Raw genomic sequence first — 25570 nt, forward strand, 5'->3', positions numbered from 1 at the left:
AAAAGTGGCTCATCCACTAGTCCACTCATCCACTAGACCACTAGTCCACTTTTGGGCATCGGGGATCGATCGAGTCGCCCGGGGACGCTGGGGCGATAGTGGGTGGCAACAGTCGCCATTGAGGCCCGGCTGGGGATAGGAGAGCCATGTTTCCCGAACTGGTGTCCGGTAGCGATCGCGAAGCGTTGCGTTTCGGCGCGAAAACGCTCACCTACCGGGAACTGGCCAACCTGGCCGGCCAGCTCGCGGGTGACCTCCGTGGCCGCACCCGGGTCGCGGTGTGGGCGACGCCGACGATGGAGACGTGCGTCGCGGTGGTGAGCGCGCTGGTTGCGGGGGTGCCGGTGGTGCCCGTCAACCCGAAGATCGGCGAACGCGAGCTGGCGCACATCGTCGCCGACAGCGCGCCGGACCTGCTGCTCGCCGCCCCGGACGCGGACCTGCCACCCGGCCTCGCCGCGCTGCCGCGGATGCCGGTGCCGCTCGACGCGCCGGGTTCGTCGGTCCTCCCGCCCGAGCCCACTCCGGAGACACCGGCATTCATCGTCTACACCTCTGGCACCACGGGGCCGCCAAAGGGAGTCGTGCTGCCGCGCCGCGCGGTGACGTCGAACCTCGACGCGCTCGCCGAGGTGTGGGAGTGGACCGCGGACGACGTGCTCGTGCACGGGTTGCCGCTGTTCCACGTGCACGGCTTGATCATCGGTGTGATTGGCCCTCTCCGCCGCGGCGGCACGGTGTGGCACCTCGGCCGGTTCTCGTCGACGGCCGCCGGCGAGGCACTGGACGCGGGCGCGACGATGATGTTCGGCGTCCCGACCATGTACCACCGCCTGGCGATGGACTGCGCGGCCGACCCGGCGCTGGCAAAGACGATCGGCGGCGCGCGGCTACTGGTGTCCGGCTCGGCGGCGCTGCCGGCCACTGACCACCAGAAACTTGCCGACACGACGGGCCAGCGGGTGGTGGAGCGTTACGGCATGACCGAAACGCTGATGAACTGCAGCGTCCACGCGTCAGGCGACCGGCGACCAGGCGCGGTGGGGCTGCCGCTGCCGGGCGTGTCGCTGCGACTCGTGGACGACGCCGGCGAGACAATCGAAGCCCAGGACGGCGAAACCGTCGGCGAGATCGAGGTAAGCGGTGAGAACCTGTTCCTGGGCTACCTGAACCGCCCGGACGCGACGAGGTCGGTCATGCGCGACGGCTGGTTCCGCACCGGCGACATGGCCGTACGCGACCCCGACGGCTACGTCCGAATCGTCGGCCGCCGAGCCACGGACCTGATCAAGAGCGGTGGCTACAAGATCGGTGCCGGCGAGATCGAGAACGCACTGCTGGAACACCCAGCGGTGGCAGAGGCAGCGGTAACGGGCGAGCCGGACGACGACCTGGGCGAACGCATCGTTGCGTGGGTCGTGGCGTCGGGCGACGAGCCGACACCCGAGGAACTGGCCGACCACGTAGCCCGGTTGCTCGCACCACACAAGCGTCCGAGAGTGGTGCGGTTCCTGAAGTCCTTGCCACGCAACGAGATGGGCAAGGTCATGAAGCGAGCGCTGGATGGCTGACCGCCTCGACAGCCGACCCCCACCACGTGACGGCGCTCGGCTCCTGCTCGGTGCTTCCTCGATCGCCCGGAACAGGCCGACTCGAAACGATGGTCCGCCGAGCCGCATGCGCGATCTGGATCGGCTCGCGCGGACCGCTGGCGTCGCCGCCCAGCCCACGGCACCGCGACCCGCGCGCGACGAGGAACAAAAGAAAGCGGTAGTGGCGGGGAACGGCGGCCTGCAGGTCACGCGGAACGGCCCGCGGCAAGAGGCTGGATGGCGGCGTATTCCGCACGGTCTGGCGGACATACGAAACCACGGTCTGGCGGACATACGAAACCACGGTCTGGCGGACACACGAAACCACGGTCTGGCGGACACACGAAACCACGGCCTCCGGCCCCCGATATCCAGCCTAGCGGTGAGCACCGACATTGCTGCGGTCGGCGAGCGGGTTGTCCACAACTCCGCACCTGTGAACCCGAGCGAATGGTCCTTTCGTATCCCCGGGGGTCCCCCGATTTCAATTCTACCGGTGGGCACCGACAGTTTTGGGGTCTGCGATGTGGGCGTGTGGCCTTGGCGTTCGGGCATGGTGGGTGGTCGCGGTGGGGTTGGCCGAGGGGGACGTCGTGGTTGACGGGGCTCGCGGGATTCTCGCTGCCGTGGCTACGGGGTTTGCCGAGTTTCCTGCTCCGGCTGGGCGCTCGTCCGCCGGCCAGGGTGCGTCAGCGCTTTCGTTGGGGCGGGGTGGGTTCGGTGCTGTCGACGGCGACGGGCCTCTTGGGTGGGACGGTTACGGTCTCGCGCGCAAGCGGGCCGCTGAGCGGACCGGGGTCGACGAGTCCGTTGTTTGTGGACGTGGGGTTGTCGGCGGGCGGGCGGCGGTGTTCGTCGCGTTTGAGTTCGGGTTTCTCGGGGGGTCTGTCGGGACCGGCACCGGTGCGCGGATCGTCGACGCCTTTACCCGTGCTCGGGCCGAGCGGTTGCCTGTCGTCTCTCTGATCGCCACCGGCGGGACTCGCATGCAGGAAGGGGTGCCCGCTCTCCGGCAGCTCCAGCTCATCGCCCGCCAGGCCGTCCTTCTGCGGGAAAGCGGGCTGCCGCACATCGCCGTGCTTCGGGAGCCCACCACCGGTGGGGTTTGGGCTTCGCTCGGGGCAGGCGCCGACGTCGTGCTCGCGGTGCGTGGGGCCCAGGTCGCCTTTGGGGGTCGGCGGACTCGGCCCGTGGCTACCGCTGATGACAGCGCTTACACGGCGGAGGCCCAGTTTGCCGCTGGGTATGTCGACGAGATCGTGGAGAGCGAGGGGGAGTTGAGTGGATTAGTGGGTGAGTGGATGAGCCACTTGGCCACTAGTCCAGTTTCGGCGGCTGACGTGCCGCGGGCGTTGGGTGACCTGAGTCCGGTCGCGGACGGGTGGTCGGCTGTGCTGCGGACCCGGTCGCCGGAGCGGCCTCGTGCCGGCGCCTACCTCGACGACTACTTCGCCTCGCGCCGGGAGCTTCGTGCCGGTCGTGCGGCAGACGGCATGTTGTGTGGCTTCGGTCTGCGCGACGATCGGGCGATCGCTTACGCCGCCCAGACCGGCACCGCCACCCGACCGGCCGGCTTTCGTGCGGCGACGCGGCTGGTCCGCACCGCCGACCGGCTGGGCATACCGGTCCTAACACTGGTGGACACACCCGGTGCGGCGTCGGATCCGGACGCGGAACGGGAGGGGGTCGGGCCCGCGCTCGCCGAACTGTTCGCGACCATCGCGGCCACGCGCGTCCCGGTCACAACACTCGTCATCGGCGAGGGTGGTTCGGGCGGCGCGCTGGCGCTCTGCTCCACCGACCGCGTCTGGATCGCCCCGAACGCGTACTTCTCGGTGATAGCCCCCGAGCTCGCGGCCGGCATCCTCAAGCGCGCACCCGACGATGTGCCGGCCCTGGCCGGTCAGCTGCGCCTGCGACCGCACGACCTGCTCGAACTGGGCGTCGTGGACGGCATCGCGGAGGGCTGACCCGGCGACCATCACCCAGGTGACGTCATCCCCACGAGGTACGTCGACCCGAGGAAGCTACGCCTCAGGGCGGTATCACAGTGCCGGAACCAGGCTCTGACAAGCAGGGGAGATGCCGCCCGCCAGGGGACGTGCCGACCCCCGTCGGAGCGCCAACATAGGTGGTGCAACCGAGAGGGGAGCCACAGATGACCAGGACCGAACGGCACCGGACCGCGCGAAACAGGCGCAGGCCAAGCCGGGCGCCGCTGCGCGGGAGGTCCGGCCAAGGCCCGGCCCGCGCGGTGGCGGCAACGCGCCCGCCGGCGGCCCCGGCCGTCGCCCGGCAACATGCCGCCGCGGCCCGGGAAGGAGCACGCGGGGTACGGATCCACCTCTGCGGCGGGGTCGAGTGAGCCGCAGCCCTCGAACGACAGAAGATCGTCGAGGAGCTGGCCGAGGAGTGCGCGGACGCCATGATCGAACTCGGACGCCGGCCCGACGACGGCGGCTGGTGTTGTCACCTGACCTGTGGTGATGCTCGAGGGTGTCGAACCCGGCACGGTGACGCCTGGTTTCCCCAGCCCCGGGTGACCGTCGAGGACTGCCTGGCGCCGTGTGACCTCCAGCGCGCGAAGGGTCGCTCGTAGCCGAGCGCGCTGGAGTTGAGGGGGAAGAAGGGCCGTGCGCCGGTGGCGAAACCACCGGCGCACGGTCGCGTCCCGGGTGGACTCGCGGAAGTCAGGGAGTTCTCAGCTGGCGGCGCGTTTTTCTCAGGAAAGCGGGGGCACTATGGGGGTTGTGATGAGAGATCTTCTGCGCCGGTCGGCGCTGCTGGCGCCCCTTGGCGCATTGGTCGGGGCCGGCGCGCTCGTGGGCGCCGGGTGGCAGGTGCCCACGGCGATCGGGGGCCAGCCGAAGGGCGCTCGGCTCGAGCGGATGCGCCGGTCGCCGCACTTCCGGGACGGCGCGTTCCACAACACCGAGTCCGCTGTGGTCGGCGCGCCATCGTCCGGTGTCCTGCGTGACCTCGTGTTCGGCAAGGAGGTGCGGCGTCCGACCCGGCCTGTGCCGCTGATCGGGACGCCGGACTTCTCTACGGACGTAGAGGGGGTGCGGGTGTCCTGGCTGGGGCATGCCACCGTACTCGTCGAGGTGGAACGTAAGCGCTTTCTTTTTGATCCGGTGTGGAGCGATCGGGTGTCGCCGTCGCCCGTGTTCGGTCCGAAGCGGCTGCACCCGGTGCCGTGGGCGCTGGACGACCTGCCCGAGCTCGACGCCGTGGTGATCTCCCACGACCACTACGACCACCTCGACATGACGACCATCCGGCGGCTCGCCGCGCGACAGCCGTCGCTGAAGTTCGTCGTGCCGCTCGGGGTCGGGGCGCACCTCGAGCGGTGGCGGGTGCCGGAGGCGAACATCGTCGAGCTGGACTGGGAGGAGCGGGCCACGTTCGACGGCGTCGAGGTCGTCGCCACGGCCGCTCGCCACTTCTCCGGCCGCCTGCGCCCCGGCGGCAACGGCACGCTCTGGGCGTCGTGGGTCCTCGCCGGCAAGGACCGGCGCGTCTTCTACACGGGCGACTCCGGCTACTTCGCCGGCTACCAGCGGATCGGCGCCGAGCACGGGCCGTTCGACGTCACGCTCGTCCAGATCGGTGCGTACTCGCCGTACTGGCCCGACATCCACATGACGCCGGAGGAAGGTGTCGCGACCCACCGCGCCGTGCGGGGCGAACTGCTCGTGCCGGTGCACTGGGCCACGTTCAACCTCGCCATGCACTCCTGGTCGGAGCCGATCGAACGGTTGCTCAAGGACGGCGACGACATCCGGATCGCCGTGCCGAAGCCGGGTCAGGCACTTGACGTCGACGAAGCGCCGGCACCCGACGGCTGGTGGCGCGCCGTCGCCTGAGGCCTCTGGCCGCGGCTATGTCCCGTGGCGACGAACGACGATCCAGAGCAGCGGCAACGCCGTGACGATCAGGACCCCCGCCGCGGTCCACGGAGCCGCGGACAGTCCGAACGCCGCCGCGACGAACCCGCCCGTGGCCGCGCCGAGCACGGCGGAACCGTTGCCCACCACACGAAAACCGGCGATCACCCGACCGAGGAGATGGTCGGGCACCATCGCCTGCCGCGTGGACACGATGCTCACCGTCACCACCGTCTGCCCGACGCCCATGAACAGGAGCATCGCCCCGGCCAGCCACGGTGAGCCCACGAGGACGATCACGGCCCAGCCCAACGCGTGCACGACCGCGCTCGTCAGCATGATCGCGGCCCAGTGGCACCGGGCCAACCACCCGGCCAGCCCGCCCCCGAGTACGTTGCCGACGGCCAGTCCGAGGAGCAGCAACCCGTACGCGGCATCGGAAACGCCCAGCTCCACCCTGGCGAACAGCACGAACACCGCCATCGCCACGGCATCGGCGAAGTTGAGCGCACCGGTGTACAGCGACATCGCCAGCATCGACCGGTCCCGGACCAGGTAGACCAGTCCCGCCCAGATCTCCCTGCGCAACGACCGTCGGTGCGTGACGTCGGGCTCGCCCGCGGCGCGCGGTAGACGGCGAACCGCCTGCGCCGCACCGGTGTGCAGGATCGCCGCGAGCGCGAAGGGCAGCGCCGCCGCGGAGGCGAACGTCGCGGGCCCCAGCGGAATGCCCACCAGCGACCGGCCGGTCGTCTCCACCATGTGCAGCCGACCGTTCTGACGGCTGAGCGTCGCGACCTCCCTGCCGACGAGCCGAGGCAGGATGGCCTGCCCTGACGCGTCGTAGAACGCGGTCCCCGACGTCATGAGAAACGCGACGATCGCGACGATCGCGACACCGGCTCGATCGGTGACGGTCAGCACGGTGAACACGACGAGGCAGCTCGCACGCACGACGTCGGTCCAGATGAGGACTGTGCGCCGGGAAAGGCGATCGGTCAGCGCGCCGGACAGCAGACCCGTGAACCACGCCGCCAGCGCGGCCATGGTGACAGTGGCGACCGCACGCGGATCGGAGGTCAGCGACGCGGCCAGCACCGGCGCCGCGGACTTGACCATGCCGTCCGCCGTCGAGGACATGCCAGCGGACAGCCGCAACGGCAACACCCGCCGCCACAACGGCTCATCACCGGTCATCCTGCCCTCGGCGAAGGGTTCGGTTGTCGGTGCGGGTGGCGTCGATTCGGAACTCGTCGGGGTGGCTGTTTGGCCGGTCCGGTGCGGGTGGGCGGTGCCGCCCGCACCGGGCGCGTGATGGTCAGCCGCCATCATTCGTCACGGTCTTTGTTTCGTCCTTGCTCAGCCTGCGGATCTCGATCGTCACCAGGTGCCACCTCCTTTCCGTGCTGTCGGCCGTTCGTTGAACCCGTTGGCTTGGCGCAGGCGGGACAGTCCGGTCGGCGGGGGTCGGCTATGACGTACTGGCTGTCGGGGACGACGAGGTTCACGCCGTGGATCTGGCCAGGGGACACGGGTGAGATTCCGGTCAGGACGGCGATCGCGGCGTACGAGGCGAGGTGTCCGCACAGGCCCGCCGATGGCGCCGCGACCGCGTTGCCGCCGACCCGGGCCGTGCTGTAGGGCCGGTCGATTCCCAGTTGCCGGAGCCGGTCGAACTCCGCCAGCCACACGCACTCGTAGCAGGGGCCTCGGTTCGGCACGTACACGCCGACCGCCGCTCGTGGACCGTGATAACCACTGTCCACCCACGTCGTCCCGGTCGCGAGGCAGGCGCGGTTGGCCCACGTCCTGATCTCGTCGGGTCTGTCGGCGCACAGCACCAGCAGGTCGCGTTCCCGCACCAGCGGGAGGAAGTCGTCGACACCGCGGATCCGCTTGTGCTCGGCGGTGATCCTGATGTCCGAGTTGAGCTCACGGAGACGGTCGGTGGCCGCGTCGACCTTGCGCCGCCCGATGTCCTTCTCCGTATAGAGAATCTGCCGGTTCAGGTTCGACAGTGCGACCGTGTCGCAGTCCACGCAATGCAGGTGCCCGACTCCGCTCGCGGCGAGTGCGAGTGCGGCGTTTCCGCCTGTGCCGCCAAGTCCGACAATCACCACGCGTGCGTTTCGGAGCTTGATCTGCGCGTGCCATCCCGTTGATCGCGGTGTCAGATCGACCCAACGGTAGAATTGTCGGCTTCGCTCGTAACGTACCTTTTCCCGGTCTGACAGCTCGGCCGGCTCCGGCGCCGCCGCGTCCTCGACATGACCGGCGTCGATGAGCTGCGCCAGCCCTTCCTGCACGCCTGCCGGCGTCAGGTCGGGATGACGCCGGCAGACCTCGGCAACGATGTCGGCGACGGGGCGGCGGCCGTCGAGACAGGCCAGCAGTGTCCAGATGGCACCGGTCGGATCCCTTATCTCCGCGGCGATTCCATGACTGGCGCCGCCAATGCGAATACGGTTGCCGGCGGCTCGGACTGGCATGTGCTCTGGTTTGACCCGCGGCATTCGCCACTCGAGCAACGCCGATTCTCCCGACACCACGGCCGCCTCCCGCCGTGTAGCGAAGCGCCGACACTATTCACGCATTGGCTCTACATCCTTACTCTCAGTGAGCTAAACAGAGCGTTCCGTGTCTGTCAAGGAGGGTCAGTTGGCCTCGCCAGTCAGCGCGAACGACCGCAGGCGCTGCGTCGCGGCGAAGGTGCCGGCCGCGATGAACAGCACGGACATGATCAGGGCCGTGCTCACCGAGACCGAGCCGGAGATGAGCTGGGTGTTGCCGATCGAGTCGGCGATGGCCGTCGCGTGTTGACGGACGCTGAACACCCGCGCCCCGCTGACGAAGCTGACGAGGATGTTCTCCCACAGCACCACGTAGATCAGGCCCACCGCCACCGGGCGCTTCGTCGCGACCGACAGTGCGAGGAACAACGCGCTGTAGGCGAGTCCGCCGATCGCGGCGCCGACCACCAGGCCAACCGCGAGCGAGCCGGAACCCGCGATCAACGCGGCGGCGGCCAGTGGGACACCCGTCGCCACTGTGGTCACCGCCCAGGCCACGGCCAGTTTGGACAGTACGATCTCGCTGCGGGGCAACGGTTTCGTCAGCACGTGGGTGATGGTGCCGTCGTCGATCTCCAGGCCCAGCGCGCTGCTGCCGATGATGAGCGCGGTCAGCGGCAGGATCACGCTCAGCCCGAGGTTCGAGAACACCACCGGACCCCAGTCGGCGTCGTCGGTGCCGGATGTCACGCCGATCAGCGTCAGTCCGATGAGGATGATCGGCATCGGGAGGAGCATCAGCACGCGCTTGCGGCCGAGCATGGCCCGCGCGGTCAGGCTCATGATCGTCAGGTTCATGTCGCCACCAGGTAGGAGAAGACCTTCTCGAGCGACTCGTCGGAAGGCAGGATCTGCGTCAGTCGGATCTTGTGCTCGCGGGCCAGCTTCGCCAGCTCCCGGGTGAACGTGCCGTAGTCGTTGGCCTGCACCAGCACGCCGGTCGGCTCAAGGCTCACCCCGGACACCGACGCGCGTCCCATGAGCACTGTCGCGAGCAGACGGTCGTCGGACGAGGAGATGGTGAACTGGTGCGGGCGGTTGGTCATCAGCCGGCGGATGTGCCGGTAGTCGCCGGACGCGGCAAGGCGGCCGGACACGATCACCTGCACCGTGCCCGACAGCTGCTCGACCTCTTCGAGGATGTGCGAGCTGAACAGGATCGTCCTGCCCTCGTCGGCCATCCTGTTCAGCAACGCCATCATGTGCAGGCGCTGGCGCGGGTCCATGCCGTTGAACGGTTCGTCAAGCAGCAGCACCGTCGGGTCGTGCACCAGGGCCGCCGCCACCCGGCTGCGCTGCCGCATGCCCTTGGAGTATGTGGAAATGCGCCGGTTCTGCGCGTCCTCCAGCTCCACTATGGACAGGGCGCGGCGGGCGGCGTCCTCGGGGTTCGGCAGCTTGTGCAGCTTGGCGCTGGCCAGCACGAACTCCCACGCGGTCAGGAAACCCGGCACGCTCTCGCGTTCGGTGACCAGGCCGAGCTTCCGGTACATGTTCGGGTTGCGCCACGCCGGCTCACCGCCGACCGTGACCTCGCCCTGCGACGGCGCCAGCAGCCCGGCCATCAGGTGTAGAACCGTCGTCTTGCCCGCGCCGTTCGGGCCGAGCAGGCCGGTGAGGCCGGGACCGATCGTCAGCGTGACGTCGTTGACCGCGACGACATTGCCGTACCAACGGGAAACGCCGGTCAACTCGATGTTGCTCACGACTCCCCCTCACCCGCTGCGTGGCGCTGGAACGCTCCGCAGGCTCCGCTCCTCCGGCGCCCTCCGCGGGCTCGGAGGAGTCCTGAATATCGATGGTTCGCTCCGCAAGCTCCGCTCACGATTTCACCTTCTTGTAGCGCAGGACGGAAAGTGCGGTGCCCAGCGCGATCAAGCCGGCGGCGACGATGGCGTACACCGGGCCGTACTCGCCGATCTGGACGATGCCGATGCCCGGGCCGAACAGCCACTGGTCGACGCCGTTCAGCAGGCTCGACGGGTCCAACAACCCACCGAGGTCGTTGCCGAACGCCTGCAGCGCGGCGGAAACCGGTGTGGTCAACAGGAACACCGCGATGATCATTCCGGAGGCGAACACCCGGCGGCCGGACAGCGATGCGAGCGGCAGGGCCAGCGCGGACAGCAACGCCGCGTGGATCACGCCGGCGACCAGACCCTGGACCAGGCCCCCCAGTTCGCCGAACACGCCGGTGATCCCGTCGTCCGTGTTGAACGCCATGCCCAGGAACATGATCAGCATCGGGACGGCGAACAACGCGAACGTGGCGGTCGCGAGCGCGGCGAGCTTCGTCAGCGCGTAGTCCCGCCTGCGCAGCGGCCGCGACAGGTACAGCTGGATCAGGTTGCTCCGCAGGTCCACCGAGACGATCTCCGGCGCCACCACCGCGACGAACACGATCGCGGCGTAGGTGAACGTGGACGCGATGCCCACGTAGTCGATCACCTGGGTCGGCAGCTGAGTGTTGATCACCACCAGGATCAGCGACGCCAGGCTCGCGAAACCCAGCACTGTGAACGGAAGCAGCTTTGCCCACGCGCTGCGGCCGAGCCCGTAGGCGGACCGGACAGTGTGGACGTAGAGCGCGCGCATGGAGTAGCCCCGGCCGAGCCGAGGGCCTTCGTAGCGCTGGTAACCGATGTCGTGGATGACCCCGGTGTTAGGCGTGGACACGGTCGACCCCCTCGGGAACGTCGCGGAACAGGTCGGCCACCTGGTGGCGCTGGCGCTCCAGCCGGTGCAGGGACAGGTCGAGATCCGCGACCGTGTCGCGGATGCGGTCGTAGACGTCCTCGTCGTCCATGCGCACCAACAGCGCCCGCTTGTCCTGGCGAACTTCCAGGCCCTGCTCGGCCAGCGCGGCGGTCAGTGCCTCCGCGTTCTCGTCCACCTCGACCATCAGCACGTCACGGGCCTGGGTCATCGAGTCGAGCGTCGCGGAACGCAGCAGCCGACCGGCGTCGATCGCCACCAGCGACGTGCAGATGCGTTCGATCTCACCCAGCAGGTGCGAGCAGACGACGACCGAGATGCCGAACTCGGTGCCGATGCGGTGCACGAGGTCCAGCATGGCGCGGCGGCCGGCCGGGTCGAGGCCGTTGGTCGGCTCGTCGAGCAGGAGCAGCTCGGGATCGTGCACGAGCGCCTGCGCGAGCTTGACCCGCTGCTTCATGCCAGTGGAGTAGCCGCCGATCCGGCGGTACCGCTCCTCGTACAGGCCGACATGGCGCAGTGTCTCGGACGCTCGTTCCCGCGCCATCGCCCGTGGCAGGCCGCTCACGCGGGCCATGTGCGTGACGAACTCGGCCGCGATCATGTCGGGTGGCAGGCAGTCGTGCTCGGGCATGTAACCGACACGAGCGCGGACCCGGTCACCGTCGGTGATCGGGTCCAGTCCCAGGACACGGATCTGGCCCGCGGTCGGCGCGAGCAACCCCAGTGCGAGCTTGATGAGCGTGCTCTTGCCGGCCCCGTTCACCCCGACCAGGCCCACCACCCCGGGCTCGATGGCCACGGTGAGGTCCGCGAGCGCGGTCACCTTGTTGTCGTAGCGCTTCTCCAGCGCGGTGGTCTCGATGAGTGGCACACAACGGAATGTAAGGGGTGCCGGAACCCTTGACATCCGGTCACAACCCTGAGCTGACCCTGAGGTTCAGTACCCGGGCTTCTCGGCGTACAGCTCCAGGTGGAAGCACCGGGTGCAGCGGTAGGCAGACACCTCGAAGAGCTCCTTGTTGTACACCTTCGCGCCGCCGAAGATGCCGGTCTGCAGCTCGCCGCGGATCCACCGGCCGAAGCCGGGGTGCGCGCCCTCGTCGGACATGAAGCCCGGTTCCAGCTCCTCGTTGCCGCACGCCGTACAACTCTTCACAGCCATGCCGGGGGACGGTAGCCGATCCGCCCCGCGCGCACGGGGGTTTCGGTAGGGCCGGCCGTGTCCCCGGCCGGCCCTACCATTCACAGCTCCGCGAGCCTCGGCACCAGGGGAGCGATGGTTTCCGACACGAACTTCGCCGGTGCGTCACCCGGCGGCATGACGATCATCGTCTCGATGCCGAGCTTGGCGTAGGCGGCCATGTCGTCGACGAAGGTGTCCGTGATCGGGCCGCTGTGGTTGGCGGTCTTCTCGATGGCGTCGTAGTCGCGGCCAACGTCGTCACAGTGGCGGCGCAGCACGTTCAGCTTGTGTGCCACCTCGTCCGGCGTGTTGCCGAACAGGTTGCAGGCGTCGGCGTACTGGGCGACGAGCCGCAGCGTCTTCTTCTCCCCGCCGCCACCGATGAGGATGGGCGGCTTCGAGATCGGCGCCGGGTGGCAGAGGGTCTCGGCCAGCTGGTAGTGCTTGCCCTCGTACGGTCCGTCGTTGCTCTGGTCCCACATCTGGAGGCAGATCTGGAGGGTCTCCTCCAGCCGCTCGAACCGCTCGGCCGTCGGCGGGAACGGAACACCGAGGCCGCGGTGCTCACGCTCGTACCAGGCCGCGCCGATGCCGAGCTCGGCCCGTCCGCCGGACAGGATGTCCAATGTGGACACTATCTTGGCGAGCAGGCCGGGATGGCGGTAGCTGACGCCGGTGACGAGCAGGCGGAGCCGGGCGGTGCTCGTGTGGGCGGCGAGGAACCCGAGGGTCGTGTAACCCTCGAGCATCGGGTCGGTGGCCGGCAGGATCTGTTCCATCTGGAAGTAGTGATCCATCACCGACAGGTGGGTCACCCCGGCTTCCTCGACGGCCGTCGCGAGTCGAACCAGCTCGGGCGCGATAGCCGCGGCGCCCCCAGGGACGGTGAACGCAATCTGGTGCACTCCGATTTTCACGGTGGCCAGGGTATGAGCTGGAGTGCGCTCCAGCTCAAGCCCTGTCGACCGGGATGTGCGCGCCGCTGATCGTGCTTGACTCGTCGCCGGCCAGGAAAACGATGGTTTTCGCGATGTCGGCAGGCGACACCCAGTCGGTACGGTCCGCGCTGGGCATGCTTTCCCGGTTGGCGGGCGTGTCGATCACGCCGGGCACAACCGCGTTCACCCGCACACCGTCCTGCCGGTACTCGACGGCGAGCGCGTCCACCAGCGCGAGAACGGCCGCCTTGGACGTGATGTAGCCCGCCGCCCCGGAGAACGGCCGCAACGCCGCCCGCGACGACAGGCACACGACCGACCCGCCCCCGGCCGCGATGAGGTGCGGCAGGGTGGCCGCGCAGACGAGGTAGGTCGGCCGCAGGTTGGTCCGGAACTGGGCCTCGAACTCGTCGACCGGCGTCTCGTGCACCCGGCCTCCCATGGCGAACCCACCGACCAGGTTCACGACCGCCTTCAGCGGCGCCTCGGGCACCCCGGCAGCCATCGCCGCGACCTCCGCGACCGACGTCGGGTCGGCCAGATCGGCCCTGACGGCGTGCACCCCCTCCGGCGGCTTGGACCGGTACGGCACCACCGTCCGCCATCCCGCCTCGACGAACGCCCTGCTCACGGCGCCGCCCAGGCCACCAGCACCGCCGGTGACGAGCACCGACCGCTTCTCCGTCCCTGGCTGACCCACTGATCCACTCACCGCCCCAGCCTTCCACTCGGAGCGGTGATCAGCCACCAACTGGCCCGCGTCGCCGGCAAGGCCGAGTCCGCGAAGAGCAGCAGGGTGAGTGGCTGAGCCACTGAGTGGCTAGGTGGATGAGTGGATGAGCCAGTTAGTGGTCTGGTGGCTGAGTGGATCAGTGGATGAGCCAGTTAGTGGTCTGGTGGACGAGTGGATGAGTGGATGAGTGGATGAGTGGATGAGTGGATGAGCCACTTGACCAGTCGTCGTGTCCTCGGCGGTGAAAAGTTCTGGAGCTGGTTTGCGGGCGGAAGTGGTTCAGTAGATGAGTGGATCAGCCACTGAACCACTCCCGGGCCGAGTCGCTCAACCGCCGGACCAGTTGGCCAGGTCGGGTCGGCCGTTGCCGCAGCACAGTCCCGGTCGCGCCCGCGCCGGCCGCCGGTCAGCGTTCCAGCAGTTTTGCTTCCAGCAGTTCGACGTCTCGGTCGGTGAAGTCGTGCTTGGCCAGCCAGCCGAGTGGGCCGCCGAAGTCGGTGTCCAGGCGGATCAGGAACCTTTCCATGATCTCCGCGCGTGGGGCGTGTTCGTCGGCCGGGATGTTGTCGATGTCCGCCGCGTAGGTGGGGGACGACCGTAGGCGGTCCAGGATCTGTTCGATGCGTTCGCCGGAGGCCGCGTAGTCGGCGATGACCTCATCGCGGGTGACGCCTACCGCGGACAGGGCCAGCGCCACCACCACGCCCGTTCGGTCCTTGCCCGCCGCGCAGTGGACCAGCGCCGCGCCCTGGGCGTTCGACATCGCTCGCAGTGCCTGCACCACGCTGTCCGGGCGGTCGTCAAGGTAGCCGAGGTAGAAGGCGCCCGCCACGTCGTCCGGGTCGCGCTTGATCGCGCGCTCTCGGTTGATCGCCAGCGCGGCCTTGGCCACGTCGGTCATTTCGCCGGCCTCCGGGATCAGGGAGAAGTGGAGGCGTTCCACCGAGGCAAGCGCTTTCAGAGGGTCTGGCCCCTCCTTCACCACCTCGTCCATGCTTCGCAGGTCGATCACCGTCGTGACGCCCACCTCGTCGACCAGGCGGGTGACGTCCTTCGGGGACAGGTCCTGCAGGTTGTCGGAGCGGACCAGCTGCCCATGCCGCGTCCGCTTTCCCCCGGCCGCGGGTAAGCCGCCCAGGTCTCGGACATTGACTGCGTTCTCTAGTTCGATCCAGCGCACACGGACATAACATCATTGCTGCCCCCGCGTGGCGTGTGAGAGGTTGGCCACCGTGGCGATCGTGAGGAATGCTAACGAGGGCACGGCACGCCGGGTCCTGATGATCGCCGGGTTCCTGCTCATCGCGGCGAACCTGCGGGCCGCGCTGACCTCCGTCGGGCCACTGCTCGGCACCATTCGCGCTGATCTCGGGCTCACCGTCGGCGAGGCCGGGTTCCTCGGGACCCTTCCGCTGCTCACCTTCGCCGCCGTGTCTCCCCAGGTGCCCTGGCTCGCGCGCCGCATCGGCACCGACCAGATGCTGTGGGCAGCGCTCGCGGTGCTCGCCACCGGCATCGTGCTGCGGTCACTGCCGGTGACCGGATTTCTCTGGGTGGGCACGATCCTGCTCGGCGCCGCGATCGCGGTCGGCAACGTGCTGTTGCCCAGTCTGATCAAACGGGACTTTCCCGAGCATGTAAGCGCTGTCACCGGGGTGTACACGACGGTGATCGGCATCGTCGCGTCGACCGCCGCGGGCGTCGCCGTGCCGCTGGCCGGGGCGTTACCGGGTGGGTGGCGTGTCGCGCTCGGCTGCTGGGCCGGGTTCGTGCTGGTGGCGCTCGCGGTGTGGACGCCCCAGATCACCAAGAGACGTGCGGAGCCCGACACCGAGAGAGCGGCCACGCCGTGGCGGTCGCTGCTCGCGTGGGAGTGTGCGGCGTTCATGGCACTGTCGGCGTGCGGGTTCTACACCGTGTTGTCCTGGTACCCGTCCGTTCTGCACAGTTACGGCATGAGCGAGACCGCTGCCGGGTGGTTGCTGTTCGCCTACCAGATCGTGGGCGTGCTCATGAGCCTCGTGGTGCCGCTGCTGCTCACCCGCCTCCGCGACCAGCGGGCGGTGGCGGCCGTGTCCGCGCTGCTCGCGATGGCCGGTTACCTCGGGTTGCTGTTCGCGCCCGGCCTCGCCATCGTGTGGGTGCTGGTCACCGGCGTCGGCGCGGGCGCGTTGTTCTTCCTGGCGCTCGCGTTCTTCAGCCTGCGGGCGGCGGATCCACGGTCGTCCGCGGCACTGTCCGGGATGGGACAGTCGATCGGATATCTCGTCGCGTCGGTCGGCCCGGTGCTGTTCGGGGTGTTGCACGATGCCACCGGCGGGTGGCGGGTGCCGCTCGCGGTGCTCGCCGGGGTGGCCGCGGTGCACGCGCTCGCCGGGCTGCGTGCCGGTCGCGACGCCCACGTCACGGTGTAACGGAGGGGAGCACGATGCGTCTGCTGGTGGTCGGTGGCTGCGGTTTCGTCGGGTCGTTCGTCGTGCCGGTGCTGGCACGCTCGCATCAGGTGCGGGTGCTGGACCTCAAGCCGCCGAGAGCCGCGGCGTCCGGTGTGGACTATCACGTCGGCGACCTGCACGACGTCGACCTGGTCGCCTCGCTGTCGTCCGAAGTGGACTCCATGGTGTTCATGGCCATGGGGTCCGAACAGGACTGGGGGAGTCCCGAGAACGCGAGACAGCACTTCGACGTCGCCGTGTCGGGTCTGTACCTGGCGGTGACCGGGGCGGTGCGGGCCGGTGTGCGGCACGTGGTCTACACCAGCAGCATGTCGGTCTACCGGTACCCGAACTCCGAGATCTTCCCGTTCCCGGACGAGTCGGTGCCACCCGACGCGGCCGACTTCTACGGACTGGCCAAGCGGCTCGGCGAGGAGGTGTGCCGCACCGCCGCGGCCGAGCACGGGATCGACGCGCTGTGCCTGCGGTTGTCGTTCCCAGTGCCGGACGACCAGTGGCCGAGGAGCGGGCGGCCGCGTGAGCGCGCGATCAGCACGTCCGGGCGGGACACCGCCACCGCGATCGAGGCGGCACTGCACAGGCGCGGCCACGGCTTCGACGTGTACGCGATCAGCGGCGACGCGACGGGCAAGATGATGAGCCTGGACAAGGCGCGGCGGGATCTGGGCTGGGCGCCGCAGGACGTGACATAGGCCGGGCTGGAGGTCGGGGAGTGAGCGTCGTGACCGGGCTGGTGTCGGTGACGTTCCGGCAGTTGGCGCCTGAGGAGATCATCGCGCTGGCGGTCGCGTGCGGGATGCGGGCCGTCGAGTGGGGCGGGGACGTGCACGTGCCGGTCGGGGACCTTGCCCGTGCCGAGGAGGTCGCCCGGCAGTGTGCCGATGCGGGGATCGCGGTCGAGGCCTACGGGTCCTACTACCGGGCCACCGGGGACTTCGAGCCCGTTCTCGACACCACGCTCGCTCTTGGGGCGACACGGATTCGGGTCTGGGCCGGGGAGCGTGGCTCGGCCGAGGAACCCGATCGCGCGGCCGTGGTCGACGATCTCCAGCGGGTAGCCGAGATCGCGGGCCGACACGGCGTCGAGATCGCGGTCGAGTACCACGCCAACACGCTCACCGACACCCTGGCGTCCGCGGTCGATCTCTTCGAGAAGGTGCCCGCGCTCAAACCCTACTGGCAGCCGCCGGTCGGCTCCTCGCTCGACGACGCGCTCGAGGCCCTGCCCGCGCTGACCCCCGTCACCGCGCACGTGTTCAGCTGGGACGACCAGGGGGACCGGCTGCCGCTCGCCGCGAAAGCCGAGCTGTGGCGTCCGGTGCTCGGCCAGCTCGCCGGCATGCAGGGGACTCGGTACGCGCTGCTCGAGTTCGTGCGGGACGACGACCCCGCCGTTTTCGCGGAGGACGCCGCCACCTTGCGGGAGTGGGTTTCCGCGCCAGGATAGGGGGATGACACCTGAAGAGCTGCGGGCCGCCGGGGTGACGCTCGTCGAGCTGTCGTTCGTGGACAATGCCGGGATCACGCGGGTGAAGACCGTGCCCCTCGAGCGGATGCCGGCCGCGCCAGGGGTTTCGCCGTGCTTCGACGCGTTCGGGGCCGATGACGTCATGGTCGCCGGGCGTTATCTCGGTGGGCCGGACGGTGACCTGCGGCTCGTGCCCGACACCGCGCGGCTCGTGGCCCTGCGTGCGCAGCCCGGATGGGCGTGGGCGCCGGCGGACCGGTACGAACAGAGCGGCACACCGTTCGTCGCGTGTCAGCGGACGTTCGCCCAGCGGCAGGTCGCCGCGCTGGCCGCACACGGATTGCACGCGTTGGCGGCGTTCGAGCACGAGTGGGTTCTCGGCAAGGCCGACAGCGCCGACTTCGTGCCCGCCTTCGACGGGCCGGCGTACGGGCAGATCCGGCTCGAACAGGTCGCTGCCTACGCCGTCGACCTCGTTGCCGACCTGCAGGCGCAGGGCTTGTCGGTGCAGCAGTTCCACCCGGAGTACGCCACCGCACAGCTGGAGGTCTCCGTCGCCGAGAACGATCCCGTCTCTGCCGCGGACGACGCCGTGCTCACGCGGCACACGATCCGCGCCCGCAGCCTCGCGTACGGCTGGCGCGCCACGTTCGCGCCGAGCGTGGATCCCGACGGCGCGGGGTCCGGTGCGCATCTGCATCTGTCCGTGCACGACGGTGACCACAGCCTCATGTCGGGCGGTGACGGGCCATTCGGCCTGCGCACCCAGGGCGAGGCGTTTCTCGCCGGCGTTCTTCGGGAACTGCCGGCACTGATCGCGATCGGCGCCGGGCACCCGGTGAGCTTCCTGCGGGCACAGCCGTCGCGGTGGGCCGGGATCTGGCAGGCGTGGGGGCACGAGACCCGCGAGACCGCGCTGCGGTTCATCACGGGGCCGTCGGCGAACGCGGAGTTGAAGTGCTTCGACGCCACGGCAAACCCCTACCTGCTGATCGGGTGCGTGATCGCCGCCGGGATTGCCGGCCTGGAAGCCGCCATGCGCCTACCGGAGCCCGTCACCGGCGACCCCGCGACCGGCGACGGCTCGGTGCCTCGGCTGCCGACGTCGGTCGAGGAGGCCGCCGCCGCGTTCGAGGGTTCGTCCGTACTCGAGGCCGCGTTGGGACCCGAGTTGCATGACGCGATACTCACCGTGCGGCGTGCTGAGGCGGAGCGCTGTGCGGCACTGGACCCGGTGGCGCTAACCTCAGCCGTTCGCTGGCGCTGGTAGGCATTTCCGCCGGAGGTGTGGTTTGGGCGTCGCTGATGCCGTGCCCCTGATCGACGAACACTGCCACGGCGTGGCGACCGTGGACGTCGACGTGCGGGCATGGCTGACCGAGGCCAAGAACGCCCGACGGCACCCCTTCCGGTCGCTTCTGGGGTTGTCCGTGCGGCGCTGGTGCGCACCCGTCCTCGGCATGGACGCGCACGCCCCCGCCGAGGAGTACCTGTGGCGGCGGTCCGAGCTGGGCTGGCACGAGGTGTCCCGACGGCTACTGGCGGCGGCCGGGGTCAAGCACTGGTTCGTCGACACGGGTTACACGCCGGGGCCGGTCACCACACCGGCGTTCCTGGCCGAGTTGGGCGGTGGCACCGGGCACGAGGTGATGCGGATCGAAGCCGTCGCCGAAGCGATGGCGCGCAGCGCCGCCTCGGCGGAGGCGTTGCTCAACGGGGTCGGGCAGCAGCTGTACACCGCGCCGGCCATCGCGTTCAAGTCGGTCGTCGGGTACCGGATGGGGTTGCGGCTGCCGGCGAAGCCGCCGCCGAAGGCTCGGGTGGTCGAGGCGGCCGGGAACTGGTTGCGTGCCAGAGAAACCCGGCTCAGCGATCCGGTGCTGCTGACCTGGCTGGTGCACGAGGCCGGACGCGCCGCCTACGAGCGCGGGCTGCCGTTGCAGTTCCACACCGGGTTCGGCGACGCCGATCTCTCACTGTCCTCTGTGGATCCGGCCTGCCTCACCGACTTCCTGCGGGCGGTGCCGGCCACGACCGTGCTCCTGCACTGCTATCCGTTCCACCGCAACGCCGCCTACCTGGCCCACGTGTTCGAACACGTGTACATCGACGTCGGGCTCATGATCCCGTTCGTCGGCCCGAGAACCGGGGCCGTGCTCGCCGAGGTGCTGGAGCTGGCGCCGTTCGACGCGGTGCTGTACTCCTCGGACGGGAACGTGGTGCCAGAGCTGCATTTCCTCGGCGCCGCGCTGTGGCGGAACCACTTCGGCAAGCTCATCGACTCGTGGCTGGCCGACGACGTGCTGACCGTAGCCGATGCCGAGCGGCTCGCACTCAGCATCGGCTACGCCAACGCGGCGCGGCTACACCGCCTTTAGTTCTGCGCTGGTTTCCTTTGTGGTGACGAAATCGACCGCGCGGGTGACCGTGTCGGGGTCGCGGAGGATCGGCCGGTGGCCCACGCCGGTGACGGTGACCAGTTCGGCTTCCGGCCACACCTTGGCGAGGGCGACGCTGTCGGCGTAGCGGGTCGTGCGGTCGGCCGGGTCGTGGAACGCAAGCAGTGGCGGCGGTGCGATGCGGGTGACGAGCGGCGGCAGGTCGAAGTCCTCCCACGGCGCGCCAGCCCGCTGTGCCACGCGCCGGATCATGCCGGTGCGGATGCGTTCGCCGAAGCCCAGCGTCGCGGCGAAGACCATGGTCATCGGGGTGGGTTGTGCCATGGGTGCGAGGAAGACGAGCCTGCCCGGTCGCAGCCCGCCTCTGAGCGCGTAGAAGGTGGAGTTGCAGCCCACCGAGTGCGCGATGAGCGCGTGGGGCTGGCCGTGTTTCTTGACGACCGCCGTGAGCGCGCGGGACATCTCGGTGATGGTGGTCTTGCGTGGCCCCAACTCGCCGGGGTCGGAGGCGCCGTGACTGAGCGCGTCGAAGGTGACGACCCGGTGGCCCGACCGGACGAGCGGGCTGACGAACGGCAGCATCTGCGTGCTCGCGCCGCCCCAGCCGTGGACGAGGTAGACGGTCGGGCCTGAGCCCCACATCGTGCCGCGGACCGTGCGGTCACGCACCGCGACCGTGAAGGACTCGCCGGGTGGGATGTCCGGCTTCGTGCGGCCCTTGAAGCGGGGGACCGAGAGCCACAGGTGCTCGGCCCAGCGGGCGCCCCACTCGGGGGCGACACGCTCCAGCGTGCCGAACGCGGCACGCGTGGCGCCGAGCTGTAAGGGTTGAATAAAACGACCGATCGTGCTTTTTTGTGATGACACGTGTGCCTTCCCCTCGGTTGAGATCAACTAGCGGGCCTTGTTCAGCAGCTCTTCGAACGCGTGACGGGCCCGTTCCGCCGCCTTCGGATCGCCGAGCAGGCGGTTGCTCATGTGGTACGACAGCATCACGCCGTTGGCGTCGAAGGCGAGCTGCTCCGGGTCGACGTCGGCGCGGAAGTACCCCTCGGTCACGGCGGTGCGCAGGACCATGGTCAGCGAGTCGAACCAGTCCTGCTGGCAGCGGACCACGGCGTCGCGGACCGGACCCGGCTGGTCGTCCAGCTCGCTCGACGCGGCGACGAACAGGCAGCCGCCGTCCTGGCTGTCCCACTTCAGCCAGGCGTCGAACAACGCGCGCACGCGTGGCTCACCTCGGGGCGCGGCCAACGCCGGGGCCAGCACTTCGCGGGTGAACCGGCCCCGGCCGTGCTCCAGGACCTGGAGCTGCAGCGACTCCTTCGACTTGAAGTGTGCGTAGAGCCCGCTCTTGGACAGCTCGGCGCTCGCCGCGAGCGTGCCGATGGTGATGCCACCCAGCCCGACCGTCCTGGCCAGGCGGGTGGCGGTGTCCAAAATAGCCTCGCGCGTCTCCGCGCCCTTGCTCATGCTTCGAAGAGTAGCACGATCGTGCTTATTCGCCCCAGACTTCGGCGGCGGTTTCCACGATCAGTGCCAGCTTGGCTACCTGCTGGTCATAGGTCAGCGCGTTGCCCTCCACAGTTGACGAGAAGCCGCACTGCGGGGACAGGCACAGCTGCTCCAGCGGCACGTACTTCGCGGCCTCGTCGATGCGCCGCTTCAGGTCGTCCTTGGACTCCAGCTCGCCACGCTTGGTGGTGACCAGGCCCAGCACGACGTTCTTGCCCGGCGGCACGAACCGTAGCGGAGCGAAACCGCCCGACCGCTCGTCGTCGTACTCCAGGAAGAAGCCGTCCACCGCCAGCTCGGTGAACAGCGCCTCGGCGACGAAGTCGTAGCCACCGGACGCCGCCCAGGACGAGCGGAAGTTGCCCCGGCACATGTGCGTCGTCACGCGCAGGTCCGAGGGCCGGTCGGCGATCGCGGCGTTGATCTGCCTGATGTAGCGCAGGTGCTGGTGCTCGGCGTCGTCCCCGCGCGCGGACAGCTCGGCCCGCTGCGCGGGATCGTTGAGGTAGGCCAGGCTCGTGTCGTCGAGCTGGAGGTAGCGGCAGCCCAGCTCGTAGACGCCACGCACCTGCTCGGCGTACGTCGCCGACAGGTCGGTCCAGAACTGCTCCTCGTCGGGGTAGACGGCGGGATCGAGCGCGGCCGGGCCACCGCGGTAGTGGACCATGCTCGGCGACGGGATCGTGAGCTTCGGGGTCACCGCGTCGCCGGCCACCCCGCGGAGGAACGTGAAGTCGTCCGCGAAGACGGTCTCCCGCAGGCGCACCGGTCCGTCCACATGCAACGCCGCGGAGGTGAACTCGATCACGCCGTCCGGGTTCTCGAACCGCACCTTGATGGACTCGTCGGTGGCCGCGGAGATGCCGCCGAGCCGGTAGATGAAGTCCATGTGCCACGACGTCCTGCGGAACTCGCCGTCGGTGGCCGACTTCAGGCCCACCTCGGCCTGCATGGCGACGACCTGCCGGATCGCCTCGTCCTCGGCGGTCCGCAGTTCCTCTGCCGAGATGCGCCCGTTCTTGTGGTCGTCTCGTGCGGTGAGCAGGACCTCCGGGCGCAGCAGGCTGCCGACGTGGTCAGCGCGGAAAGGGGGAAGCGCCATTGAAATCTCCTCAGAACGGGTACGCGGGGATGTCGCCCCGCAGCGTGATCCACCGCGACTCGGTGAAGGCGTCCAGGTTGGACAGACCGCCGAACCGGGCGCCGGTGCCGGACGCGGCCACGCCGCCGAACGGCGCCACCGCCTCGTCGTTCACCGTCTGGTCGTTGATGTGTGCGATGCCGGTCGGGATTTTCTCGGCAAGCGCGAGCCCGCGCATCACGTCGCTGGTGAGGATCGACAGGGACAGGCCGTACTCGCTGCCGGCGGCGAGCACGGCGGCCTCCTCGTCGCCGCTGAACCGCACGACCGGTGCCACCGGGCCGAACACCTCGTTGGCGTACGCCGGCATGTCCGTGCCGACCCCGTCCAGCACGGTCGGCCGGTAGAACAGGCCATCGTGTGTGCCGCCGGCCGCGCACCGCGCGCCGGCTTCCACAGTGGACGTGACCAGGCTGTGGACCTTGTCCCGCTGGCGCTCGTCGATGAGCGGGCCGAGCGCGACCTGTTCGGTGGCCGGGTTGCCGACGGGCAGCCGGGAGGCGTGCTCGGCCAGTGCCTCCACATAGGAGTCCGCGACGCGCTCGTGCACGAGGTGACGGCCCGCGGTCATGCAGATCTGGCCCTGGTGCAGGAACGAGCCCCACGCGCCGGCGGACACCGCGCGCTCGACGTCCGCGTCGTCCAGCACGATCAGCGCCGAGTTGCCGCCGAGTTCGAGGTGCGCGCGCTTGAGGTGCTTCGCGGCCAGTTCGCCGACTTTCCTGCCGACTTCGGTCGAGCCGGTGAACGAGATGATCCGCACGCGGGGGTCCGCGACGAGGGCGGTGCCCGCGTCAGCGCCGCCGGGGAGCACGTGCAGCAGGCCGTCGGGCAGCCCGGCCTCGGCGAGTACCCGCGCGATCGCGAAGCCGCCGCTCACCGGAGTACGCAGGTCGGGCTTGAGCACCACCGCGTTGCCGAGCGCGAGCGCCGGCGCGACCGAGCGGATCGACAGGATCAGCGGCACGTTGAACGGCGAGATCACGCCGACCACGCCGGCCGGCACCCGCTTCAGCAGTGACAGCCTCGGCTGCGAGCTCTGCAGGATCTGGCCCAGTGGCTGGGACGCGAGCGCCGCCGCCTCGTAGCACTCCTGCGCGGCGACACCGACGGCGAACGCGGCCATGCCCGCCACCGCGCCGGTTTCGCGGATCACCCACGTCTTCAGCTCGTCGAGGTTCTGCTCGATCAGCGCGCCGGCCCGGCGCAGCACGGCCGCCCGCTCGTCGAACGACGCGGCGGCCCACTCCTTCTGCGCGTCCGCCGCCGCGGCACACGCCTTGTCCACATCGGATTCGTCGGCTACCCCGGTGCGACCAAGCTCGTCGCCGGTGGCCGGCTCGATGATGGCGATGTCACCGCCGTGCGCGGCGATCCACCCGCCACTGTAAACAGTTCCGGAAAAGGCATTGGCGTCCAACAACGTTGTCATGACCGCTCCTGCTTGGCTTTCTGTATTTGCTCGTAGACCTGGCCCCGCAGTTCGGTGAACCGGGGGTCGCTCCTGGTGGTCAGCTGGTCGCGTTCGGCCGGCAGGTCGATCCGCAGGTCCTCCGCGACCGTCGTCGGCGACGACGACAGCATGATCACACGCTGTCCAAGGTAGACGGACTCGTCGATGTCGTGCGTGACGAACACGAGTGTCACCCCGAGCCGCTGCCACACCGACCTGATCAGGTCCTCCAGGTCGGCGCGGGTCTGCGCGTCGACGGCCGCGAACGGCTCGTCCATCAGCAGAACCCTTGGCTGGTAGGCGATCGCGCGTGCGATGGCCACCCGCTGCTGCATGCCGCCGGACAGCTGCCACGGGTACGCCGAGTGCGCGTCACCCAGCCCGACCGACTCCAGCGCCTCAGCGGCGAGCACACCGCGTTCGGTCTTCGACATGCCGGCGGCCCGCAGCGGCAGGTCGACGTTGTCGGCGACCCGCAGCCACGGGAACAGGCTCCTGCCGTACTCCTGGAACACCACGGCGAGCCCGTCCGGCGGACCCGTCACCTTCTTGCCCTCGACGAACACCTCACCCGACGTCGGGGCGAGCAGGCCGGCGATGCACCGCAGCAGCGTCGTCTTGCCACACCCGGACGGGCCGACCACGCTCACGAACTCGCCGTCCGCCACGGAGAACGACACATCGCCGATGGCCTCGACCCGGCGCCCCTTGCCGTCGTAGGTCTTGTTCAACGCGTCGACGGTGAGCATCACCGCTCCTTCTGTGCCGCACGGATGCCGTGATACCAACCGAGAACGCGCCGCTCCACCAGCCGGAACAGAAACGCGAGCATGACCCCGAGCAGGCCGAGCAGGATGACGCCGGTCCACATCTGCGGGATGCGGAAGCCGTCCTTGAACTGGATCACCGTGAACCCGATGCCGCTGCTCGCCGCGAACATCTCGCTGATGACCATCAGAATGATGCCGATCGACAGCGCCTGCCGCGCCCCGGCGACGATCTGCGGGCTCGCCGAGCGCAGCGTCAGCTGGTACACGCGCAGGCCACCGCGAATCCGGTAGCTGCGGCACGTGTCCGTGAGCACCTCGTCGACCGCGCGTACTCCCTCGACGGTGTTCAACAGGATCGGCCACACACAGCCGGAGATGATCACCAGGACCTTCATCAGGTCACCGATGCCGGCCAGCAGCATGAGGATCGGCACCAGCACCGGCGGCGGGATCGCCCGCAGGAACTCCAGCACCGGCTCGACGATCGCCCGCAGCGTCGGGTTCGACCCGATCAACATGCCGAGGCCGATGCCGATCAGCAGCGCGGCAAGGTAGCCGATGGCGAGACGGGCAAGGCTCGGCAGGACGTCGTCGACCATGCGCGGGCCGAACCACGTGTCCGGGAAGGCGGCGACGATCTTCTGCAGTGGTGGGAAGTAGAAGTCCTTGCTGCCGGCGCTGGCGAACCACCAGATCGCGACGAGCACGACCGGAAGTCCGATCGCGACACCGATCCGCTTCAGCACG

General features: G+C 69.4%; 24 protein-coding genes. 8 read left to right on the forward strand and 16 right to left on the reverse strand.

The window, feature by feature from the left end:
* Window positions 1-146: 146 nt before the first annotated feature.
* The 3 genes from VF106_RS25050 to VF106_RS25060 all read left to right on the forward strand — a co-directional run bounded on the left by VF106_RS25050 (window position 147) and on the right by VF106_RS25060 (window position 5458).
* Window positions 147-1571 (forward strand): acyl-CoA synthetase, encoded by a 1425-nt coding sequence (locus tag VF106_RS25050; RefSeq protein WP_330842265.1) that lies wholly within the window; start codon window positions 147-149, stop codon window positions 1569-1571.
* A 614-nt stretch (window positions 1572-2185) separates the two neighbouring features.
* A complete protein-coding gene (locus VF106_RS25055; RefSeq protein ID WP_330842266.1) occupies window positions 2186-3562 on the forward strand; it encodes a carboxyl transferase domain-containing protein in 1377 nt (458 codons plus the stop codon).
* Window positions 3563-4345: 783 nt separating this feature from the next.
* Window positions 4346-5458 (forward strand): MBL fold metallo-hydrolase, encoded by a 1113-nt coding sequence (locus VF106_RS25060; RefSeq protein WP_330842267.1) that lies wholly within the window; start codon window positions 4346-4348, stop codon window positions 5456-5458.
* 15 nt (window positions 5459-5473) lie between these two features.
* On the opposite strand, the gene VF106_RS25065 is transcribed toward VF106_RS25060, so the two are convergent.
* The 10 genes from VF106_RS25065 to VF106_RS25110 form a co-directional block, all read right to left on the reverse strand.
* Window positions 5474-6676 carry an MFS transporter gene (locus tag VF106_RS25065; RefSeq protein ID WP_330842268.1) on the reverse strand — a complete coding sequence of 401 codons (1203 nt, stop codon included), beginning with the start codon at window positions 6674-6676 and terminating at the stop codon, window positions 5474-5476.
* A gap of 131 nt (window positions 6677-6807) precedes the next feature.
* Entirely contained in the window at window positions 6808-7968 is a 1161-nt protein-coding gene (locus VF106_RS25070) for a ThiF family adenylyltransferase (protein ID WP_330842269.1), read from the reverse strand.
* A gap of 165 nt (window positions 7969-8133) precedes the next feature.
* Window positions 8134-8847 (reverse strand): ABC transporter permease, encoded by a 714-nt coding sequence (locus VF106_RS25075; RefSeq protein ID WP_330842270.1) that lies wholly within the window; start codon window positions 8845-8847, stop codon window positions 8134-8136.
* On the reverse strand, window positions 8844-9755 hold the full coding sequence (locus VF106_RS25080; protein WP_330842271.1) for an ABC transporter ATP-binding protein: 912 nt from the start codon (window positions 9753-9755) through the stop codon (window positions 8844-8846). Before VF106_RS25080 ends, VF106_RS25075 begins: the two co-directional genes overlap by 4 nt.
* A gap of 115 nt (window positions 9756-9870) precedes the next feature.
* Window positions 9871-10725 (reverse strand): hypothetical protein, encoded by an 855-nt coding sequence (locus tag VF106_RS25085; protein WP_330842272.1) that lies wholly within the window; start codon window positions 10723-10725, stop codon window positions 9871-9873.
* Window positions 10712-11638 carry an ABC transporter ATP-binding protein gene (locus tag VF106_RS25090; RefSeq protein WP_330842273.1) on the reverse strand — a complete coding sequence of 309 codons (927 nt, stop codon included), beginning with the start codon at window positions 11636-11638 and terminating at the stop codon, window positions 10712-10714. Before VF106_RS25090 ends, VF106_RS25085 begins: the two co-directional genes overlap by 14 nt.
* Before the next feature lie 66 nt (window positions 11639-11704).
* Entirely contained in the window at window positions 11705-11929 is a 225-nt protein-coding gene (locus VF106_RS25095) for a hypothetical protein (RefSeq protein WP_330842274.1), read from the reverse strand.
* A gap of 80 nt (window positions 11930-12009) precedes the next feature.
* Entirely contained in the window at window positions 12010-12867 is an 858-nt protein-coding gene (locus VF106_RS25100) for an LLM class F420-dependent oxidoreductase (RefSeq protein ID WP_330842275.1), read from the reverse strand.
* 34 nt (window positions 12868-12901) lie between these two features.
* The gene (locus VF106_RS25105; RefSeq protein ID WP_330842276.1) at window positions 12902-13600 is read right to left on the reverse strand and encodes an SDR family NAD(P)-dependent oxidoreductase; all 699 of its coding nucleotides are present in this window, start codon (window positions 13598-13600) and stop codon (window positions 12902-12904) included.
* A 427-nt stretch (window positions 13601-14027) separates the two neighbouring features.
* Window positions 14028-14801, reverse strand: coding sequence for a tyrosine-protein phosphatase (locus VF106_RS25110; protein WP_330842277.1), 774 nt, complete (start codon window positions 14799-14801; stop codon window positions 14028-14030).
* 61 nt (window positions 14802-14862) lie between these two features.
* Between VF106_RS25110 and VF106_RS25115 the strand changes: the two genes are divergently transcribed.
* The 5 genes from VF106_RS25115 to VF106_RS25135 are packed head-to-tail and all read left to right on the forward strand — an operon-like array spanning window position 14863 to window position 19923.
* Window positions 14863-16035, forward strand: a complete 1173-nt coding sequence (locus VF106_RS25115) for a CynX/NimT family MFS transporter (RefSeq protein ID WP_330842278.1) — start codon at window positions 14863-14865, stop codon at window positions 16033-16035.
* Between the two features lie 14 nt (window positions 16036-16049).
* On the forward strand, window positions 16050-16769 hold the full coding sequence (locus VF106_RS25120; RefSeq protein ID WP_330842279.1) for an NAD-dependent epimerase/dehydratase family protein: 720 nt from the start codon (window positions 16050-16052) through the stop codon (window positions 16767-16769).
* 20 nt (window positions 16770-16789) lie between these two features.
* Window positions 16790-17524 (forward strand): sugar phosphate isomerase/epimerase family protein, encoded by a 735-nt coding sequence (locus VF106_RS25125; RefSeq protein WP_330842280.1) that lies wholly within the window; start codon window positions 16790-16792, stop codon window positions 17522-17524.
* Window positions 17525-17528: 4 nt separating this feature from the next.
* Complete coding sequence (locus VF106_RS25130) at window positions 17529-18815, forward strand: type I glutamate--ammonia ligase (protein WP_330842281.1); 1287 nt, start codon at window positions 17529-17531, stop codon at window positions 18813-18815.
* A gap of 22 nt (window positions 18816-18837) precedes the next feature.
* On the forward strand, window positions 18838-19923 hold the full coding sequence (locus VF106_RS25135) for an amidohydrolase family protein (protein WP_330842282.1): 1086 nt from the start codon (window positions 18838-18840) through the stop codon (window positions 19921-19923).
* Here VF106_RS25135 and VF106_RS25140 read toward each other — a convergent pair.
* From VF106_RS25140 to VF106_RS25165, 6 genes are read right to left on the reverse strand one after another with little or no spacing between them, the layout of a single operon-like run.
* On the reverse strand, window positions 19909-20811 hold the full coding sequence (locus tag VF106_RS25140) for an alpha/beta fold hydrolase (RefSeq protein ID WP_330842283.1): 903 nt from the start codon (window positions 20809-20811) through the stop codon (window positions 19909-19911). The two genes, VF106_RS25135 and VF106_RS25140, sit on opposite strands and share 15 nt — an antisense overlap.
* A gap of 27 nt (window positions 20812-20838) precedes the next feature.
* A complete protein-coding gene (locus VF106_RS25145) occupies window positions 20839-21417 on the reverse strand; it encodes a TetR/AcrR family transcriptional regulator (protein ID WP_330842284.1) in 579 nt (192 codons plus the stop codon).
* A 25-nt stretch (window positions 21418-21442) separates the two neighbouring features.
* Complete coding sequence (locus tag VF106_RS25150) at window positions 21443-22561, reverse strand: 5-methyltetrahydropteroyltriglutamate--homocysteine S-methyltransferase (RefSeq protein WP_330842285.1); 1119 nt, start codon at window positions 22559-22561, stop codon at window positions 21443-21445.
* A gap of 10 nt (window positions 22562-22571) precedes the next feature.
* The gene (locus tag VF106_RS25155) at window positions 22572-24032 is read right to left on the reverse strand and encodes a benzaldehyde dehydrogenase (protein ID WP_330842286.1); all 1461 of its coding nucleotides are present in this window, start codon (window positions 24030-24032) and stop codon (window positions 22572-22574) included.
* Window positions 24029-24802: an ABC transporter ATP-binding protein gene (locus VF106_RS25160; RefSeq protein WP_330842287.1), complete on the reverse strand. Its 774-nt coding sequence runs from the start codon at window positions 24800-24802 to the stop codon at window positions 24029-24031. Before VF106_RS25160 ends, VF106_RS25155 begins: the two co-directional genes overlap by 4 nt.
* Complete coding sequence (locus VF106_RS25165) at window positions 24802-25569, reverse strand: ABC transporter permease (protein WP_330842305.1); 768 nt, start codon at window positions 25567-25569, stop codon at window positions 24802-24804. Before VF106_RS25165 ends, VF106_RS25160 begins: the two co-directional genes overlap by 1 nt.
* Window position 25570 lies beyond the last annotated feature (1 nt).

It is taken from the genome of Actinophytocola sp. (assembly GCF_036378875.1).
Lineage (GTDB): Bacteria > Actinomycetota > Actinomycetes > Mycobacteriales > Pseudonocardiaceae > Actinophytocola.

Excerpts from the sequence above, each read along its gene's own strand:
- VF106_RS25160 (WP_330842287.1), bottom strand. The coding sequence starts at position 24,802 with ATGCTCACCGTCGACGCGTTGAACAAGACCTACGACGGCAAGGGGCGC.
- VF106_RS25095 (WP_330842274.1), bottom strand. The coding sequence starts at position 11,929 with ATGGCTGTGAAGAGTTGTACGGCGTGCGGCAACGAGGAGCTGGAACCG.
- VF106_RS25155 (WP_330842286.1), bottom strand. The coding sequence starts at position 24,032 with ATGACAACGTTGTTGGACGCCAATGCCTTTTCCGGAACTGTTTACAGT.
- VF106_RS25065 (WP_330842268.1), bottom strand. The coding sequence starts at position 6,676 with ATGACCGGTGATGAGCCGTTGTGGCGGCGGGTGTTGCCGTTGCGGCTG.
- VF106_RS25120 (WP_330842279.1), top strand. The coding sequence starts at position 16,050 with ATGCGTCTGCTGGTGGTCGGTGGCTGCGGTTTCGTCGGGTCGTTCGTC.
- VF106_RS25070 (WP_330842269.1), bottom strand. The coding sequence starts at position 7,968 with ATGCCAGTCCGAGCCGCCGGCAACCGTATTCGCATTGGCGGCGCCAGT.
- VF106_RS25150 (WP_330842285.1), bottom strand. The coding sequence starts at position 22,561 with ATGGCGCTTCCCCCTTTCCGCGCTGACCACGTCGGCAGCCTGCTGCGC.
- VF106_RS25060 (WP_330842267.1), top strand. The coding sequence starts at position 4,346 with ATGAGAGATCTTCTGCGCCGGTCGGCGCTGCTGGCGCCCCTTGGCGCA.
- VF106_RS25145 (WP_330842284.1), bottom strand. The coding sequence starts at position 21,417 with ATGAGCAAGGGCGCGGAGACGCGCGAGGCTATTTTGGACACCGCCACC.
- VF106_RS25130 (WP_330842281.1), top strand. The coding sequence starts at position 17,529 with ATGACACCTGAAGAGCTGCGGGCCGCCGGGGTGACGCTCGTCGAGCTG.
- VF106_RS25050 (WP_330842265.1), top strand. The coding sequence starts at position 147 with ATGTTTCCCGAACTGGTGTCCGGTAGCGATCGCGAAGCGTTGCGTTTC.
- VF106_RS25075 (WP_330842270.1), bottom strand. The coding sequence starts at position 8,847 with ATGAACCTGACGATCATGAGCCTGACCGCGCGGGCCATGCTCGGCCGC.